This window comes from Halobellus rarus, assembly GCF_024494595.1.
Lineage (GTDB): Archaea > Halobacteriota > Halobacteria > Halobacteriales > Haloferacaceae > Haloquadratum > Haloquadratum rarum.
In genome coordinates this window covers 130,778-146,135 of the sequence record NZ_JANHDI010000006.1, presented here as the reverse complement: position 1 = coordinate 146,135, position 15,358 = coordinate 130,778, and the positions used below count along the sequence as shown (strand labels likewise).

Below are 15,358 nucleotides of genomic sequence, written 5' to 3'. Positions count from 1 at the left end.
CAGTTCTCGAAACGATCGAGACGGGACGAACATATTCGACGGAAAGTCCTCGACCGGTTCACGCACGGGAAGTCCTCGACCGGTTCACGCACGGGAAGTCCTCGACCGGTTCACGCACGCTTCAGAAGCCGCCGTCAGGTCGGAGTTCGCCAGCCCTCGTCGACTGTCTAGACCTCGTAGCCCGCGTACTCCATCAACTGCGCGAAGATGTCGGTGTCCATCACGTCCTCGTAGACGACGCCGCCGAGCATTCCGCCGGGGTAGAAGCCGCCGTTCATCACGTGGTTCACCTTGTGGCAGTGCAGCAGGTAGATCCCGGGCTCCGCGTCCGCCGTGAAATCGATGGTGTGTCGCTCGGCGGGCGCGACGTTCGTGACGTCCATCTCGTGGCGCGCCGCCTCCGGAATCCGCCCCCCGTCTTTCTCAACGCGCTCGAAGCGGTGGTTGTGGATGTGGATCGGGTGGCTCATGTAGCCGTTGTTGGCGAGGTGGAGCCGGACCCGCTCGCCCTCGCTGACGATGATGGGCGAACCGTCCTCCGGGTGAAGGGTCCGCGGCGCGCTCTTGCCGTTGATCGTGAAGACGTCGGGGTTGCGGTTCCGGGGATCGTAGCGCACGTCTTCGCCGGCCATCTGCCGCGGGAGCCGGGAGTCCCAGTCCTTCAGCGTCATAAAGTACTCCCGGTCGGCGGGTTCGTAGCCCTCGGGGTCGACCCGGAAGATCCCGTACATTCCCATCTCGATGTGTCGGTGGGTCTGATAGTGACAGTGATACAGGTGCGTGCCCGGCACGTTCGCGGGGATGGTGTACGTGTGCGTCTCGCCGGGGTCGACCCGGATCCCCGTCGTCGTCGGGACGCCGTCGTCCTTCCAGGCCTTCCGCACGCCGTGGAAGTGCAGCGTGTGGGGTCGCTTCCCCTCCGTGTTGTCCAGGGTCACCTCCATATCGTTGCCCTCGGTCGTCCGGAGGATCGGCCCCGGGACGCTCGGATCGCCGTCGCCCGCCTGGAAGGCCCACACCTGCGGGAGTTCGACGGGGCCGCCCATCGACTCCAGCGGGTGGGCTGAGTGCTGCGCCGGCAGCGATTTCAGCGTCACCGACCCGCCCTGTTCGTCGACGTTGACGACTTCCGGGGGGCTCGTCGAGGGGAGCGACCCCTGCTGCGCCGCCGCCGTCTCCGCGCCGTCGTTCAGCGCGGCTTCCGTCCGCTCGTTCGTCGGCGCGGTACAGCCGGCGAGTCCGAGAACGCCCGCTCCGCCGGTCGCAGCCAGGAACTCGCGGCGAGACATCGTCGAACCGGGTGCGCCTACGTAGTTGCTCATTACGGTCGAAGCTGGGAGTGTGACGGTGGTATAAGGTCGACGCGGTTCCAGCGCCGCCGGACCGGATCGAACATATTCGGGGCAGATCGGAACTTCGATGGTCCACTACGGTCCTCGTGCGACGGAATCGATCGAGCGCAGTGTTTAGAACGGTCCGTCACCGAACGACGGATGCGACGCCCGGTCGTCGGGAGGAGCCTAACAGTACGAATGTCTTCGAATCCACTGTCTGACGCGCTGGAACCGGACTTCGACGCCGTCTTCGGCGCACTCACGAGCGAGCAGTGCTGGGACGTCCTCCGCACGCTCGATCAGCCGAGGACGGCCGCTGAGATCGCGAGCGCCTGCGACCTCCCCCGGTCGACGGCGTACGCGAAACTCGAATCGATGGTCGAGGCGGGGCTGCTTCGGAAACAGAGCGGGGAGGACGCCGCGCGATACGCGATCGATTTCGAGGAGGTCGTCGTGACGTGCCCGAACGGCGACCTCGAACTCGACGTCAGGCCGCCCGCCCGGTCCGCGTCCGATCAGCTCTCGGATCTGTGGGGCGAAGTCAGAGCCGAGACGAGTACCGACTAGATCGGGGGCACGAGGCGTCGCCGGTGCCGGTAAATCGAGTTCGGCGCTTCTGCGTGAACGTCACGGGTGCGACCGCGCTTCGGGTCCCGGGCCGCGGTCACTTTCCCTCGCGTTCCGTGAACCAGAGGAAGGCGCCGAACAGTCCCGGAGAGGCGAGCGCGGCGGCGAAGACGCCGCCGAGGGCGAGCCCGCCCAGACTCCGCGTTCCCGAGTCGCCGAACGGCGCGGCGATCCCGGCGTTGCTCCCGCCGTCGTCGCCCTCACCGCTTCCGCCGTCGCTCCCTCCGCTCCCGCCGACGACGATAGCACCCTTCATCCCCAGCGTCTCGTGGGGGACGCACGAGTACGTGTAGGTGCCCTCGCTCTCGAAGGTGCGTTCGAACGTGTGGCCCGCCGACTCGACGAGGTCGGACTCGAAGTCTCCCTCGGTGTCGACGACGTTGTGAGAGCTGCCTTTGCCGGTCCACTCCCACGTGACGGTCGTCCCCGGCGAGATCCGGATCGCCGCGGGGCCGAAACCGAACGCGCCCTGGTTGGCCTCGACGCCGACCTCCACGGTCACCGCGTCGCTGCCGGTGCGGTCGACGACGCCGTCGTAGTTGGAAACGCCCTCGAGCCACGCGTCGACGTCGCCACCCGATGACTGTGCCTGTGCACCGGAAGCGGCGGTTCCGAGCGTCGCACCGGCGGCGACGACGCCCCCGAGAGCCCGAAGTGTTGCTCGACGGGAGACGGGACGTCCGATGCCGTGGTCAGTCGGCTCGACGTCTCTATTCGTCCGCTCGGCCGCGTCGGCGTCCGTAGTGGTCATAGTACAGTCGGGAGGACGATCCCGCCGAAGAAAACACGTCCCGGCGGTTCCCGAGGCGGTGCGTCGGGGGCGAACATATTCGCCCGTGCTTATGTTCCCGCGCTCGAAAAAGGCCTGATAACGATGCCCCGAGCGACGCTCTCACTGCAGATCCCCGAACAGGTGTGGGTCTCGGCGCTCTCGAAGCAGTACCCCGACGCCGAGTTCACCGTGCTCGCGGCGATGCCCGCCGACGACACCGGCGTCGGCCTCGTCGAGATCACCGCCGAAGACATCGAACCGATAGTGCGGACGATCGACGGCTACGACACCGTCGTCTCCGTGACGATTCTGGAGGCGCAGGCCGACCGCGCCCTGGTGCAGTTCGAGACCACGGAACCGCTGTTGATCCGCTCGCTGAGCGAGGCGGGTATCCCCTTGGAACTCCCGATCACCATCGTCGACGGCGAGGTGACCCTCGAACTGACCGCGCCGCGCGAGAAGCTCTCGGAGCTCGGGACCCTCCTGGACCAGTTCGGAATTCCGTTCGATCTGCTGTCGATAACCCAATCGATCGACACCCAGTCGCTCCTGACGGACGAGCAGTACGACCTCCTCGAAACGGCGATCGAGAGCGGCTACTACGACACGCCGCGGACCTGTACGCTGACCGAGCTGGCCGACGCCGTCGGCCTCGCGAAATCGACCACGAGCGAGAAGCTCCACCGCGCCGAGGGGAAGGTGATCAAGGAGTTCGTCGCGGGCGGGGACGGGAACCTCGAGTGAAGTCGTCGACCCGGACCGAGCCGAGCGACGGGGCGAGCGGCCTCGGCGTTGTCGATCCGGGACAACTGCCCCGAATATCTTCGGCGGGATATCCAGGATCGATCACCGTGTACCGACGGCCACGATGACGAGACGCTTCGGACACGCGCCGCAGGGAGGGAGAGGCAGATGACCGTTACGATGACCGCCGTCGCGCTGAAGACGCTCACGCTTCTCTTGGGCGGGTCGATCACCTTCTACTCCCTCCGCGCGTACCGACGGGCGGGTTCGTCCGCGCTCCGCGCGCTGACGATCGGCTTCGGCACAGTCACAGTCGGCGCGCTGGTCGCGGGCGTCGTCGACCAGTTCTCGCCGCTCGATCCGAGCGTCGCCCTGGTGGTCGAGAGCCTCTTCACGACGGTCGGGTTCGCCGTGATCCTCTACTCGCTGTACGTCGACTAGCGGGCCAGAGCTCGCCGCGCGAGGCACGTCTGCGACTACTCGGCTCTGTCGTCGGTATCGAGGCGGCCGAGGCCCTCAGAGGTCCCGTCAGCACCGCTCTCGGCCCCGCCGTCGTCAGCGGGGGGTTCGGTTCCGCCGTCCGCGAGCGCGGTCTGTCGGGTGTCCGCGAACCACTGCCACTCGTTCGTCAGCAGGCCGTCTCTCGCGAGGTTCCAGGGGTCGTCGTCGTCGACTGTCGGCCCTTCGAGCCACGAGGAGACCAGGTTCCAGACGAAGACGAGTTGCCCGACGGTGAGGACGAACACGCCCAGCGTGGCGAGTTGGTGGAGGTCGGCGAAGTACGCCACCGGACCCACGGTGAGGTCGTAGCCGGCGTACCGGCGCGGCATCCCGCCGTAACCCAGGAAGATCATCGGGAAGAAGGTGAGGTTCGTCCCGACCATCGTCAGCCAGAAGTGCGACTTCCCGAGCGTCCGCTGGTACATCCGGCCGGTGTACAGCGGGAACCAGTAGTAGATCCCCGCGAAGACCGCGAACGCGATCCCGCCCATAATGACGTAGTGGAAGTGCGCGATGACGTGGTAGGTGTCGTGCAACACTAAGTCGATCGGGATCGCCGCCTCGAAGACGCCGGTGACGCCGCCGATGATGAAGTTCGCGATGAAGCCGACGCAGAAGAGCATCGGCGTCGCGAGCCGAACGCGGCCGCCCCACATCGTCGTGATCCAGTTGAACGTCTTCACCGCGCTCGGTATCGCGATCGCGATCGAGACGGCCATGAACGAGGCGCGGAGTCGCGGATCCATTCCCGTCGCGAACATGTGGTGCGCCCAGACGCCGAACGAGAGGACGCCGAGCGCGAGCGTGGAGTAGACGACGAACTTGAACCCGAACAGCCGACGCCCGGAGAACCGCGGGATGATGTAGCTGATGAGCCCCATCGGCGGCAACACGAGAATGTAGACCTCGGGATGGCCGAAGAACCAGAACAGGTGCTGCCAGAGGATCGCGCCGCCCTCGCCGGAGAAGAACGCCGTCCCGAAGTTGCGGTCGAACAGCAGCATCACGATCGCGCTGCCCAGAAGCGGGAACGCGAACAGGATCTGTCCGGACTGGACGAGGACGGTCCACGAGAAGATGTCGAGGTTCGCCCAAGAGACGTCGTCGCCGCGCTCGGTGAAGATGGTCGCGATGAAGTTGATCGCCCCCATCGTCGCGGAGACGCCCGTGAGGTGCAGTCCGAGCAGCATCAGGTCGATTCCGGGGTTCGCCTGCTGAATCGACAGCGGCGCGTACATCGTCCAGGCGGTTTGTGCGCCCTCGATGCCGACGCCGAGCGGTTGGAGAATCACCCCGGCCCAGATAAGGAGCGCTCCGGGCGGGAGCAGCCAGAACGCGATGGCGTTGATCCGCGGGAACGCCATGTCGTCCGCGCCGATGAGTAGCGGGATCAGATAGTTCGAGAACGCCGCGAGAATCGGGGTTCCGAACAGGAACAACATCGTGATCCCGTGGGTTGTCAGCAGCGCGTTGTAGGTGGCGGCACCCACCAGATCGACCGGTGGCGTCAGGAGTTCGGTCCGCATAATGACCACCGCGGTGCCGCCCCAGGCGAACGACAGGACGGCGAACGCCCCGTACATAAGCCCGATGTCCTTGTGATCGACCGTCGTCAACCACCTGAGAAGCCCGCCCGGCTTCTCCCCGTGCCCCGTCCCGGTTCCGGTCTCGCCGGCACCCCCGCCGGCGGGCGTGTACGATCGCCAGGACTCGATCCGCGCGATCCAGGCGACGACGACCAGTAAGAACAGTCCCATTACGGCGGTGAGTGCGAGTTGACTCGTCCCGATCGGCATACGGAGTTCCTTTTGCAGAAAGGGACATCGTCCTTACCGGGAACATATTCGATCCGACTGGACAACGCGTCAGTGTCCTTTCGGGCCGTTGCAACAGAAGCGGAGCCGGACCGGGAGGTTCGACAGCCAGGCGACCGGTCGTTCGCTGGGGCTCTCCGGGACGCGCACGACGTCCCAGCCCAGTTCCGAACGCCCGTGTTCGTCGACGACGTGGCGGCTCATCGCGGCCGAGTGATCCCTCCGCGTTCCGCAGCGACGACAGCGAAATCGCATCGGCCGAGATAGTGCGCGTTCGATAGGGAGCGTTCGGGCGAACATATTCGTCCGAAAAGGTTCATCCGGCAGGCGAGGATGGGAAGATGTATGGCAGCCACGAAACTCGATCTCAGAGAAATTCCGCCGGCGGACCGTCACCCGAAGATCCACGACGCCTTCGAGTCGCTCGACAGCGGAGAGACGCTCGAACTCGTCAACGATCACGAACCGAAGCCGCTCTTCTACGAGCTGCAGGCGGAGGTCCCGGAGTTCGACGCGGAGGCGTACGAGGTCGAACAGCGCGGTCCGGCCGAGTTCGTCGCCCACCTGCCGAAGAAGTAAGCCGAGTCGATGACGAGCGTCTCCGTAACGGAAGTCATCGACGAGGACGCCGAAACGGTCCGAGAGCGGATGCACGACGTCGAGGCCTTCGTGCGTGCATCGGGGTTCGACGAGGTGCGCCGCGACGGCGACCGCGTCGAGGTCGCCAACCAGGTCGGTCCGGTCACCATCGAACTGGTCTTCGAGCTGTACGACGATCCCGACGCCGAACTGGCGTACCGACAGCGGGAGGGGATCTTCGAGGAGATGGTGACCACCTACACCATACGGGCCGGAGACGGGGAGACGGCCGGCGACGACGCCACGACCGTCGAGGCAGTGACGGAGTTCTCACTCGACGTCGCCTTCGTCGGCTCCTTTCTGGATGCGACGGTGATCACGCGACAGCGACGACGGGAACTGAACGCCCAACTGGCGTATCTCGAGTCCGGAGACGTCTGAGACGGTCGGGTGGCAGCTCCTCCCGACGATCGCCGTACCGAGGAAGCGACCACCGGGATAACGAACGACCGGTCGTCGAAGACACCGCGTCGTTCGACGGATTCTGAACGGCGGGGAACGCGGCCGCAGTCGCGCGCCAATCGAACAGCGACAGCCAAGTTCTGTCGTCGATTTCGACCCACACGACGAACGAGAGAATTCGAGTCCGATGGTCGTCGAGTGTAACTGCGATTCTAGGAGGGCTAGTATAAAATATAGATAATAAAAGTTATTCTGATAGTTTTTCTCGGACGCTGTCAACCGCCATCGACAGCGCCTCCAAAACCGGCTCGCGGTCGTCGGTGACCAGGTCCTCGGATGGACTTGCCACGGAGAGCGATCCGAAGACGTCCCCCGCAACGACCACCGGCATTCCGATGGCGTAGATGCCGGAGATGTCCTCACCCTGGTTGATCGCGTATCCGCGAGACCGCACGTATTCCAGTTCCGTCTGCAGGGCGGCGGCGGCGTATCGCTCGTCCGCGTCGTTGTCGTCGACGATCGCCGCCACGCGATCCGCCGGGAGGTGAGCGAGGATCGCCTTCCCGGCGGCGGTCTGGGTGATCGACGACCAGTCGCCGACGAGCAAGTCGGGGTTGTGCGTCGGGTTCGCGCCCGCGCCGTCGACGAACATCAACCGCCCGCGTTCCTCGATAGCGCACCAGGCCGTCTTCCCCGTTCGTTCCGCGAGCGTCTTCAGCGCCCCTCTGGACGCCAAGTAGAACGGTCGGCGGGACTTGACTGTCGTCCCGATGTGGAACCATTGATGCGAGAGGCGATAGGTCCCGTCCTCGTTGATCGCGTAGCCGTGTGCCGCCAGCGTCTGGAGGTGACGATGTGCGGTGCTCTTCGTGAGATCGAGTCGCTCGGCGACTTCCGTGACGCCGACGGGCCCACTCTCGGCCATCGCCTCGACGATCCGAAAGAGCGTTTCGTCGGCCCCGACGAGATTACCGGTCATACTCGGGAGACGCGAGGGTGGGCGATAAATCTGCGGTCCGATCCAGGGGAGTGCAGCCCCGCCCCGCGGTCAGGGCTGCTTCAGATCACCGACGTAGACGACGCCGTCCTCGACGACGACCTCGTACGTCGGCAGCGAGAGGTCCCCGTTGCCGAGGTGGTCGCCGGTCTCGATGTCGTATGACCACCCGTGCCAGGGGCAGGAGACGACACACTCCTCGTCAGTGTACGTCCGCTCGACGCGCTTGCCCGGTTCCGTGAACTCCCCCAGGAGCTTCCGGTGGGTCTTCCCCTCACAGACCGGACCGCCGTCGTGGAGACAGTAGTTCTGCAGCGCGTAGTACTCGCCTTCGACCTGCAGGACGCCGACCTCCGTGCCGTCCACCCGCACGAACTCGCGGTCCCCGTTCTCGAACGCGTCGTCGGGTTTGACTTCGACGAGCCCGTCGCTCATAGCCCGAACACCTCGGCGGCGTTCTCAGAGAGGATGCCCCGCTTTTCCTCCTCCGAGAGGAACGGGAGGTCGATGACGGTCGTCGGGCGATCGTAGTCCCAGTGCGGGTAGTCGGAGGCGTACATCAGTTGCTCCGGGCCGACCATATCGACGCACTTCTCGAGGAACTCCGGATCCGCAGAGACTTCGAGCGGTTGGGTCCCGTAGTAGAAGTCGGTGATGTACTTGCCCGGCTCTTTCTCCAGGAGCGGGGCCTCCTCCGGGCGCTTGAGGTACTCCTCGTCGAGGCGGGTGATGAGCGAGGGGAGGTACGTCACGCCGGACTCCATGAACGCGACGTCGAGATCGGGGAACTTCTCGGGGACACCCTGAACCACGAGGCTGACGATCTGGGACATATTCGATTCTAAGAACCCGAGCGTGTGGGTTTCCAGCATCTCCTGGTAACCGCCGCGGACGTATTCGTCGAGCCCGGCACCGCCCGTGTGGAACACGGCCGGCAGTCCCATATCTTCGCAGCGTTCGTAGAGCGGATCGTACTTCCGGTTACCGAGGGGCGGGGTGGCTCCGGCCGTAACGAAGCACGCCCCGGCGTACGCCTCGGAGCCCTCGATCCGGTCGAGGATCTCCAGCGACGCGTCGATGTCTGCGTACGGAATCGGAGCCAGCCCGTAGATGCCGTCGTCGGGGTCGAGCACCTCCTCGCTCATATACTCCACGTAGGCCTTCGCGAAGGCCGACTGCCGGGTGTCGTCCGCCGTCGTTCCGGCACCCGCGAGGATCAGATGCGAGATGAGCAGCGTCTCGTCGACGCCGATAGAGGACATCCCCTCGCGAATCCGTTCGGGCGTCTCCGGTGAATCGGGATACGAGGAGTGTTCGCGCGTGATCTTGCCGTGCGCCTGCCGATCCCCGGTCGAGAACGGGAAGAACGAGCTCAGGTTCTGTTTGGCCCCTTTCTCGTCGAAGTTGCTGCCCTCGAATTTGGTCTTCCAGGGTTCGTCCATATACTCCGCGACGTCGGTGAACGACTCCATATAGTGGCAGTCGCAGTCAATGACGTGGTACGAATCGAGATCGTCTGCTCTTCTCGATTCGGTGTCTGGTTGTGACATACTTCGAAGGTATCATACTACAATATAAATTTTTTGTTTTAATTCGCTGTCCGAGCACTCTCTTCCGGCTTCGATAAAACTCCGATATAGTTCCGTTTTACTCCCTAATTAGCCGGATTAGCGCGTTTAGAACTGGGTTGAATGATCCCATCGGAGATGGATCTCCTATCCCAAATAGCAGGACAGAAATATGCAGTCGTAACTGGTTAATCGTGTCGAATTCGTGAGAAGGTTGGTCGAACGTTGCGGATCCCGGTCGCCAATCGTGAAACCGAAACAGCGCCAGTGCGAGATGTCGAGTGATCCCGCAGGAACGGATATCGTCCCTCAATACGGGACAGCAATCTCGGTCGCCGTGATTCAAAAAATAACAAGCGTACTTTTGTTCGTACCGACCCGTTTCCAGACCGGTCGTAGTCGATCCAGAATATAATGGATCGCCAATAGAAAGTATTATTTATCAGATAATATATTTATATCGAGGTGGCCAGTGGACGCTGCGAACCGCGCATCGGCGGCGCTTCCGACGGGACAGCCACCGGAGACGGCCGCGACAGAAGTCGTGACCAGCGGGACCCGGAGGGGTGGAGAGACGGGCATCGGACGAACATATTCGTCGTGTCGCCTACCCGGCAGGGGAACCGATCCCGACGTATGACGACAAAAACGTCGGCGGACAGCGCGACCGACACTGACGAGGGGTCCCACGACCTCGACGCAACGCCTGTGACCGACCGCGTCCACGACAACTCGTGGTCCGCGAATTTGGAGGGTCCTGAACACGCCGAGAGCCGGAGCCTCGTCGTCGAGCAGGCGATCTCGGCCGTCGAACACACCGCGCCGGGGAACCACGTGAATCTCGTCACGCACGGCGACCACGGTCACCCGGAGACGTACCTCTACGACGCGCTCGACGACGCGTACGGCGACGACGCCGAGTGGGAGTACGTCGATCAGTGCGGGTGCGGCGGCCACGTCGTTCGGGTGCGTCTCTACCGACGCTGAGGTCCCGAACGTATTCGGCACGAACGCTACCCGCCGCCGGACTCAACTACCGAGTATGGTCGGAATCCCATCACCGTTCGGCGGCGACGACGAGGGGCTCTTCGACGAGCGTGACGCGTTCGTCCCCGAGCATCTGCCCGAACCGGGACCGTTCCTGGCCGACGCGTCGCTCCTGACCGGGGACGACCACGTCGCCGTCCACGGCGTGGCCCGAGAGGTGTTCGAAGAGCGGGGCGTCTACGATATGACCTTCGGCTACAATCTCGCCCGCTTGAACGCCGACACGCGGCATCCGAACGCCGGCTACCGGTACGCCGAAGAACAGGAGGCGAACGCCTTGCGGGCGGAGTTCACCCCGACGACGCCGTTCTGTCCGCAGAGCCACACGCTCACGATCGGCTCGTTCCGCGCGTGGAACGGTCTCGACGAGCGGCACGGGTACGATCTGGTTCGGATCCGGGTGCACCCGATGCATCACGAGTCCGAGGCTATCAATCAGCAGTTGGCCGAGTTGGAGGAGACCTATCGGGAGACGGGGTCCGTTCCGGACGACGCCGGGGACGGACCATCGCTGTCCGGGCGGGATCGAACCAGGAGCGACGAGTTCGATCAGAGTGAGAACGAACGCGGAATCGACGCCCCATTCTGATCGCTGACCGGGCTACGAGAGGGTTCTCGTGACCGCGAAGAGACGCGGGAGTCTCCGGAGTCAGGCTCCACCGATACCGATCCGCGGGACGCTCGCCGGCGAGCAGCTATCTAACGTGTTGTGACGAATGCCGATTCGAACTATTTTTGACTGACCAGCCAGTCAGCTAAGGTACTCACACACTCGATGACCGACGCACCAACCGAGATCCTCCACGCGACGCAGTGCGCTCTCTGCGAACACGGCTACGCGGACCTGACGATGCAGGACATCGCCGACGAGACGGATCTGAGCAAGGCCTCGATCCACTACCACTACGACTGCAAGCACGACCTGCTGTTGGCGTTCCTGGATCACCTCTACGAGCGGTTCGAGGAGCGGATCGACGACCCGGACGGCGAGACCCCCGCCGAGCGGCTCTGCGCACTCGTCGATTCGATCGTGACGGAGCGTTCGGACGCGCCGGCGTTTCAGACGGCGCTGCTGGAAATCAAGGCACAGTCGCCCTACGACGAGGCGTTCCGCGAGCGACTCCAGCGGTTCGACGACGCCTACGTCGAGGCAGTGCGGGAAATCGTCGAAGCGGGTGTCGCCGACGGCTCGTTCCGCGAAGGCGTCGATCCCGACGTCGTGGCGTCGTTCCTGGCGACGTTCGTCAACGGGGTCCAGACGCGCCACGTCGGCGTCGGACACCCGCTCGACGAATCGGCGGAGGCGGTCCACACGTACATCGACGAGACCCTTCTGGTCGAATCGAGCACCGGGAACGCCACCGGATCGAGCGGCGGCGTCGAGATCGGAGGCGCGTCCGAATGAGCCTCCTCGACCGAATCGATTCGCTGCTCAAGGGACCTGAGGAGTTGGACCTGACGAGCGGTGGAATCGCCAAGCCGCTCTTTTACCTCTCGCTGCCGATCGTCATCACGAACCTCCTCCAGACGGCGTACAACCTCGCCGACACGTTCTGGCTCGGGCAGTTCAGCACCGAGGCGCTGGCGGCGATCAGTTTCGCGTTCCCGATGGTGTTCCTCCTGATCTCGCTCGGGATGGGTCTCTCCGTCGCCGGGAGCGTCCTCGTCGCCCAGCACATCGGGGCGGGCGAGGAAGACGAGGCCGAATACGCCGCCTCCCAGACGGTCGCCTTCTCGATCATCGGCTCGGTTCTCCTCGGTGCGTTCGGTTATTTCGCCGTCGGGCCCTTCATCGGGTTCCTCGGGGCGTCGCCCGCAGTGCACCCGCTCGCGACGGGCTATATGCAGGTGATCTCCGCCGGGATGCCGTTCATGTTCGGCTTCTTCGTCTTCATCGCCCTGATGCGCGGGTACGGCGACACCGTCACGCCGATGCTCGTGATGTTCGGATCGGTGGTGTTGAACATCGCGATCGATCCGATCCTCATCTTCGGGTTCGACGGCAACCCGCTCTTCGGGATGCTCGGGATGCGCGGCCTCGAAGCGTCGCTCCTGGCGTCGACCGGGTACACGGGGTCGGGGATCACCGGTGCGGCCATCGCGACGGTGTTTTCGCGCGCGCTCGCGTTCGTCGTCGGTATCGCGGTGATGCTGCAGGGCGTCCGCGGCGTGATGATCCACCCGGCTCAGATGCGGCCGAACGTCGCGTACCTCCGGAAGCTGCTCGACATCGGCTTGCCCGCATCGGTGGAAGTGACCGGCCGATCGCTCTCGGTGAACCTGCTGCTGCTCGTCGTGGGGATGTTCCCGACCACGGTCGTCGCCGCGTTCGGTATCGGCGTTCGGGTCTTTTCGGTCATCTTCCTCCCCGCTATCGCGGTCGCGCGGGGCGTCGAGACGATGACTGGGCAGAACATCGGCGCGGAGAAGCCCGACCGAGCGGGGACGGCGGCGGACTTCGCCGCGAAGACGATGTTCGTCGTCCTCACGGTTCTGGGCGTCGTCGCCCTGCTCGCCGCGGAGCCGATCGTGGCGATATTCACGAACGATCCCGAGGTCATACGCGAGGGCAGCAACTTCCTGCGTTGGGTCGCACCGAGTTTCGGTTTCATCGGCGTGATGCGCGCGTACTCGGGGAGCTTCCGCGGGGCGGGGAAGACGCTCACCGCCGCCGCGATCTCGGTGATAATGCTGGGACTCATCCGCATCCCCGTCGCCTACTTCGCCTCGCTCAGTTGGGGCTCCGACGGAATCTGGCTGGCGTTCCCCATCTCCAACGTCGCGGGAGCAGTCATCGCCTTCGCGTGGTACCGTCGGGGATCCTGGCGGACGGGATCCGTTCGACGGCCGACACCCGCGGACGACTGATACGGGCGGCATAATCTCTCGGACCGGCGGTCGCGCGGCGAGAGGGTTGTCGCCGGAAAACAGGTGTGACACTCCTTTTCGACCGGGGCTCCCGCTAGGGACACGATCGCGACTTCGGTCGCGCTCCGATAGCGCCGCTCGGCGATCGAGACTCCGAGACCGCACCGTTCGCGACGGATACGAATGAGACCTTACAGCGTGTCGTCGTCGAGGCCGCCCGGATCGGAGGCGGTGTCGAAGAGGTTGTTCTCCGCGCCGTCCATAAAGTCGTCACCGGGTTCGCTGTCGTCGACGACTTCGACGTTGTAGGCGTCGATACCCATAGTCAACAGTTCCTCGACGGCCTGTTCTTCGGTCACGAACTCCTCGTCGACCAACTGTTCGAACTCGCTCAGCAGTTCGTCCGGGAGCGTCACTTCGACGATTGGCATTGGAACCCCCTTCGTCCTCAGGGTACTTGAGTGGCAGGCTTCCGGGAGGGGGCACCTCACTGCTGCCAGAACGACGGGGAGAGGATCACCAGTACAGAGAGCACCTCCAGACGCCCGATCCACATCAGGAAGATCATGTAGAGCTTCGCGGCGTCGGAGAACGGGAGGAAACTGTTCATCGGACCGACGACACCGTAGCCGGGGCCGACGTTCCCCAGCGTGGCGATGGCCACGCTCATCGCCTCGAGTCCGGACAGCGAGACCGCAGGCGTCCGGAAGCTGTCGAGATACAGGAGGATCGTCGAGAGCACGAACAGCGCGACGAAGAGCCCCACGAACACGAAGACGTCGAGGATCGTGTCCTCCTCGACGGCCTCCTGATTCAGCCGGATCGGCCGGATCGCCTCGGGGTGAACGGCCGTGAACAGCGACCGACCGATGGCCTTCTTGACCAGCACCCAGCGAATGATCTTGATGGATCCGGCCGCCGATCCGGCCGATCCACCGAGGAAGTACGCGAACAGGAGAATCGTCTGCGCGGACGCGTCCCAGGCGTTGACGTCCATACTCGCGTATCCCGTCGTCGTCACGATAGCGATGACCTGAAAGAGCCCCTGGCGGAGAGCGTTCCCGAAGTTTCCAGGGATGAGACCGACGTTCGCCGGCGTCTCGGCCAGCCCGATCCCGAAAAAGAGTACCGCAGAGATGACGGCGCCGAACCCGGCGGTCGCGAGTAGGTATCCGCGGACCTCGCTGTTGTCGGTGAGCCGTCGAGGGTCTCCCCTGAGAACGTGCCAAAACAGTGCGAAGTTCGTCCCTGCAACGAGCATAAACGGCATCACTGCCCACTGTACGATCGGTTCGAACGCTTCGACGCTTCGGGCCTCTGGGGAGAAGCCACCCGTGGGCAGGGTCGTGAGCGCGTGTGCGACTGCGTTGTAGAGGTCCATATTCGGGGCCAGATTGGCCAGGTGAAGCCCGTAGTAGACGAGAGCGGCGAGGACAGTGAAACCGGCGTATATCACCCACAACGCGCGGGCAGTCTCCTGAATACGCGGCGTCAGCTTCTCGATCGAGAGCCCCGGTGCCTCCTGGTTCATAATCTGTGCGCCGCCGACCGAGAGCTCCGGCAGAATCGCGACCATCAACACGAGGATGCCCATACCACCGAGCCACTGAGTGAGCTGCCGCCACATCAGCATCGCGTGGCCGTGGCGGTCGACCGAGATATCACCGAGTACTGTCGCCCCCGTCGTAGTGAACCCGCTCATACTCTCGAAGAGCGCGTTTACCGGAGTGGCGACCGTTCCGGTCCCCGCGAACAGATACGGAACCGTTCCGGCAAGCGGCACGAGGAGCCACGCGAGGCTCACCAGGAGAAACGCCTCGCGGTTGCCGAGGTCGTTGCTCTGATCGAGTTGTTCGAGAAGCGCCCCGACACCGACCATCACGACGCCCGTCGCCACGAAAGGGAGCGGGTCCTCGCCGTAGTACAGGGCGAGGACGAGCGGAAACACCGGCGTCACTCCGAGGTACTTGAGTACCGTTCCCACGTAGGCGAGACTCACCCTGTAATCGACGTACGTTTCCGGCATGCGAACCATCGGACGACTG

At 64.3% G+C, this 15,358-nt stretch carries 18 protein-coding genes; 9 read left to right on the top strand and 9 right to left on the bottom strand.

Features of this window, described 5'->3' with window-relative positions; all coding sequences use genetic code 11:
• Positions 1–167: 167 nt before the first annotated feature.
• On the bottom strand, positions 168–1,322 hold the full coding sequence (locus NO876_RS07640; protein ID WP_256421097.1) for a multicopper oxidase domain-containing protein: 1,155 nt from the start codon (positions 1,320–1,322) through the stop codon (positions 168–170).
• 210 nt (positions 1,323–1,532) lie between these two features.
• On the opposite strand from NO876_RS07640, the gene NO876_RS07635 reads away from it, so the two are divergent.
• Positions 1,533–1,901 (top strand): winged helix-turn-helix domain-containing protein, encoded by a 369-nt coding sequence (locus NO876_RS07635; RefSeq protein WP_256421096.1) that lies wholly within the window; start codon positions 1,533–1,535, stop codon positions 1,899–1,901.
• 97 nt (positions 1,902–1,998) lie between these two features.
• Here the strand turns inward: NO876_RS07635 and NO876_RS07630 are convergent, their stop codons facing one another.
• Positions 1,999–2,712 (bottom strand): halocyanin domain-containing protein, encoded by a 714-nt coding sequence (locus tag NO876_RS07630; RefSeq protein ID WP_390277830.1) that lies wholly within the window; start codon positions 2,710–2,712, stop codon positions 1,999–2,001.
• Positions 2,713–2,835: 123 nt separating this feature from the next.
• Between NO876_RS07630 and NO876_RS07625 the strand changes: the two genes are divergently transcribed.
• On the top strand, positions 2,836–3,477 hold the full coding sequence (locus tag NO876_RS07625; RefSeq protein ID WP_256421095.1) for a helix-turn-helix domain-containing protein: 642 nt from the start codon (positions 2,836–2,838) through the stop codon (positions 3,475–3,477).
• Between the two features lie 168 nt (positions 3,478–3,645).
• On the top strand, positions 3,646–3,918 hold the full coding sequence (locus NO876_RS07620; protein ID WP_256421094.1) for a DUF7521 family protein: 273 nt from the start codon (positions 3,646–3,648) through the stop codon (positions 3,916–3,918).
• 35 nt (positions 3,919–3,953) lie between these two features.
• Here the strand turns inward: NO876_RS07620 and NO876_RS07615 are convergent, their stop codons facing one another.
• Both NO876_RS07615 and NO876_RS07610 read right to left on the bottom strand, forming a co-directional pair.
• Positions 3,954–5,774: a cbb3-type cytochrome c oxidase subunit I gene (locus tag NO876_RS07615; RefSeq protein WP_256421093.1), complete on the bottom strand. Its 1,821-nt coding sequence runs from the start codon at positions 5,772–5,774 to the stop codon at positions 3,954–3,956.
• 69 nt (positions 5,775–5,843) lie between these two features.
• A complete protein-coding gene (locus tag NO876_RS07610) occupies positions 5,844–5,996 on the bottom strand; it encodes a hypothetical protein (RefSeq protein ID WP_256421091.1) in 153 nt (50 codons plus the stop codon).
• A 141-nt stretch (positions 5,997–6,137) separates the two neighbouring features.
• Here NO876_RS07610 and NO876_RS07605 point away from each other — a divergent pair, with 141 nt between their 5' ends.
• Together NO876_RS07605 and NO876_RS07600 are read left to right on the top strand one after the other, a co-directional pair.
• Positions 6,138–6,371, top strand: a complete 234-nt coding sequence (locus tag NO876_RS07605) for a DUF2249 domain-containing protein (protein WP_256421090.1) — start codon at positions 6,138–6,140, stop codon at positions 6,369–6,371.
• Between the two features lie 9 nt (positions 6,372–6,380).
• Positions 6,381–6,812: an SRPBCC family protein gene (locus tag NO876_RS07600; RefSeq protein WP_256421089.1), complete on the top strand. Its 432-nt coding sequence runs from the start codon at positions 6,381–6,383 to the stop codon at positions 6,810–6,812.
• A 268-nt stretch (positions 6,813–7,080) separates the two neighbouring features.
• Here NO876_RS07600 and NO876_RS07595 read toward each other — a convergent pair whose 3' ends face one another.
• The 3 genes from NO876_RS07595 to NO876_RS07585 all read right to left on the bottom strand — a co-directional run bounded on the left by NO876_RS07595 (position 7,081) and on the right by NO876_RS07585 (position 9,380).
• A complete protein-coding gene (locus tag NO876_RS07595; protein WP_256421088.1) occupies positions 7,081–7,812 on the bottom strand; it encodes an IclR family transcriptional regulator in 732 nt (243 codons plus the stop codon).
• Positions 7,813–7,881: 69 nt separating this feature from the next.
• Entirely contained in the window at positions 7,882–8,265 is a 384-nt protein-coding gene (locus NO876_RS07590; protein WP_256421087.1) for a Rieske (2Fe-2S) protein, read from the bottom strand.
• On the bottom strand, positions 8,262–9,380 hold the full coding sequence (locus NO876_RS07585; RefSeq protein WP_256421086.1) for an amidohydrolase family protein: 1,119 nt from the start codon (positions 9,378–9,380) through the stop codon (positions 8,262–8,264). The genes NO876_RS07590 and NO876_RS07585 overlap by 4 nt, the downstream gene beginning before the upstream one ends.
• Before the next feature lie 654 nt (positions 9,381–10,034).
• On the opposite strand from NO876_RS07585, the gene NO876_RS07580 reads away from it, so the two are divergent.
• The 4 genes from NO876_RS07580 (at position 10,035) to NO876_RS07565 (ending at position 13,313) form a co-directional block, all read left to right on the top strand.
• Positions 10,035–10,385, top strand: coding sequence for a CGCGG family putative rSAM-modified RiPP protein (locus NO876_RS07580; protein WP_256421085.1), 351 nt, complete (start codon positions 10,035–10,037; stop codon positions 10,383–10,385).
• A 55-nt stretch (positions 10,386–10,440) separates the two neighbouring features.
• Positions 10,441–11,034 carry a DUF7998 family protein gene (locus NO876_RS07575; protein WP_256421084.1) on the top strand — a complete coding sequence of 198 codons (594 nt, stop codon included), beginning with the start codon at positions 10,441–10,443 and terminating at the stop codon, positions 11,032–11,034.
• A 186-nt stretch (positions 11,035–11,220) separates the two neighbouring features.
• On the top strand, positions 11,221–11,850 hold the full coding sequence (locus tag NO876_RS07570; RefSeq protein WP_256421083.1) for a TetR/AcrR family transcriptional regulator: 630 nt from the start codon (positions 11,221–11,223) through the stop codon (positions 11,848–11,850).
• Positions 11,847–13,313 carry an MATE family efflux transporter gene (locus NO876_RS07565; RefSeq protein WP_256421082.1) on the top strand — a complete coding sequence of 489 codons (1,467 nt, stop codon included), beginning with the start codon at positions 11,847–11,849 and terminating at the stop codon, positions 13,311–13,313. The genes NO876_RS07570 and NO876_RS07565 overlap by 4 nt, the downstream gene beginning before the upstream one ends.
• Before the next feature lie 191 nt (positions 13,314–13,504).
• Here NO876_RS07565 and NO876_RS07560 read toward each other — a convergent pair whose 3' ends face one another.
• Together NO876_RS07560 and NO876_RS07555 are read right to left on the bottom strand one after the other, a co-directional pair.
• Positions 13,505–13,744: a DUF7120 family protein gene (locus NO876_RS07560; RefSeq protein WP_256421081.1), complete on the bottom strand. Its 240-nt coding sequence runs from the start codon at positions 13,742–13,744 to the stop codon at positions 13,505–13,507.
• A gap of 56 nt (positions 13,745–13,800) precedes the next feature.
• Positions 13,801–15,348, bottom strand: coding sequence for a TrkH family potassium uptake protein (locus NO876_RS07555; RefSeq protein WP_256421080.1), 1,548 nt, complete (start codon positions 15,346–15,348; stop codon positions 13,801–13,803).
• Between the last annotated feature and the right edge of the window lie 10 nt (positions 15,349–15,358).

What these genes read in the sequence shown, in the direction of transcription:
- NO876_RS07590 (WP_256421087.1), bottom strand. Translation starts at nt 8,265, where the DNA reads ATGAGCGACGGGCTCGTCGAAGTCAAACCCGACGACGCGTTCGAGAAC.
- NO876_RS07605 (WP_256421090.1), top strand. Translation starts at nt 6,138, where the DNA reads ATGGCAGCCACGAAACTCGATCTCAGAGAAATTCCGCCGGCGGACCGT.
- NO876_RS07585 (WP_256421086.1), bottom strand. Translation starts at nt 9,380, where the DNA reads ATGTCACAACCAGACACCGAATCGAGAAGAGCAGACGATCTCGATTCG.
- NO876_RS07555 (WP_256421080.1), bottom strand. Translation starts at nt 15,348, where the DNA reads ATGGTTCGCATGCCGGAAACGTACGTCGATTACAGGGTGAGTCTCGCC.
- NO876_RS07565 (WP_256421082.1), top strand. Translation starts at nt 11,847, where the DNA reads ATGAGCCTCCTCGACCGAATCGATTCGCTGCTCAAGGGACCTGAGGAG.
- NO876_RS07640 (WP_256421097.1), bottom strand. Translation starts at nt 1,322, where the DNA reads ATGAGCAACTACGTAGGCGCACCCGGTTCGACGATGTCTCGCCGCGAG.
- NO876_RS07580 (WP_256421085.1), top strand. Translation starts at nt 10,035, where the DNA reads ATGACGACAAAAACGTCGGCGGACAGCGCGACCGACACTGACGAGGGG.
- NO876_RS07620 (WP_256421094.1), top strand. Translation starts at nt 3,646, where the DNA reads ATGACCGTTACGATGACCGCCGTCGCGCTGAAGACGCTCACGCTTCTC.
- NO876_RS07595 (WP_256421088.1), bottom strand. Translation starts at nt 7,812, where the DNA reads ATGACCGGTAATCTCGTCGGGGCCGACGAAACGCTCTTTCGGATCGTC.
- NO876_RS07600 (WP_256421089.1), top strand. Translation starts at nt 6,381, where the DNA reads ATGACGAGCGTCTCCGTAACGGAAGTCATCGACGAGGACGCCGAAACG.
- NO876_RS07625 (WP_256421095.1), top strand. Translation starts at nt 2,836, where the DNA reads ATGCCCCGAGCGACGCTCTCACTGCAGATCCCCGAACAGGTGTGGGTC.
- NO876_RS07570 (WP_256421083.1), top strand. Translation starts at nt 11,221, where the DNA reads ATGACCGACGCACCAACCGAGATCCTCCACGCGACGCAGTGCGCTCTC.
- NO876_RS07635 (WP_256421096.1), top strand. Translation starts at nt 1,533, where the DNA reads ATGTCTTCGAATCCACTGTCTGACGCGCTGGAACCGGACTTCGACGCC.
- NO876_RS07630 (WP_390277830.1), bottom strand. Translation starts at nt 2,712, where the DNA reads ATGACCACTACGGACGCCGACGCGGCCGAGCGGACGAATAGAGACGTC.
- NO876_RS07615 (WP_256421093.1), bottom strand. Translation starts at nt 5,774, where the DNA reads ATGCCGATCGGGACGAGTCAACTCGCACTCACCGCCGTAATGGGACTG.
- NO876_RS07575 (WP_256421084.1), top strand. Translation starts at nt 10,441, where the DNA reads ATGGTCGGAATCCCATCACCGTTCGGCGGCGACGACGAGGGGCTCTTC.
- NO876_RS07610 (WP_256421091.1), bottom strand. Translation starts at nt 5,996, where the DNA reads ATGAGCCGCCACGTCGTCGACGAACACGGGCGTTCGGAACTGGGCTGG.
- NO876_RS07560 (WP_256421081.1), bottom strand. Translation starts at nt 13,744, where the DNA reads ATGCCAATCGTCGAAGTGACGCTCCCGGACGAACTGCTGAGCGAGTTC.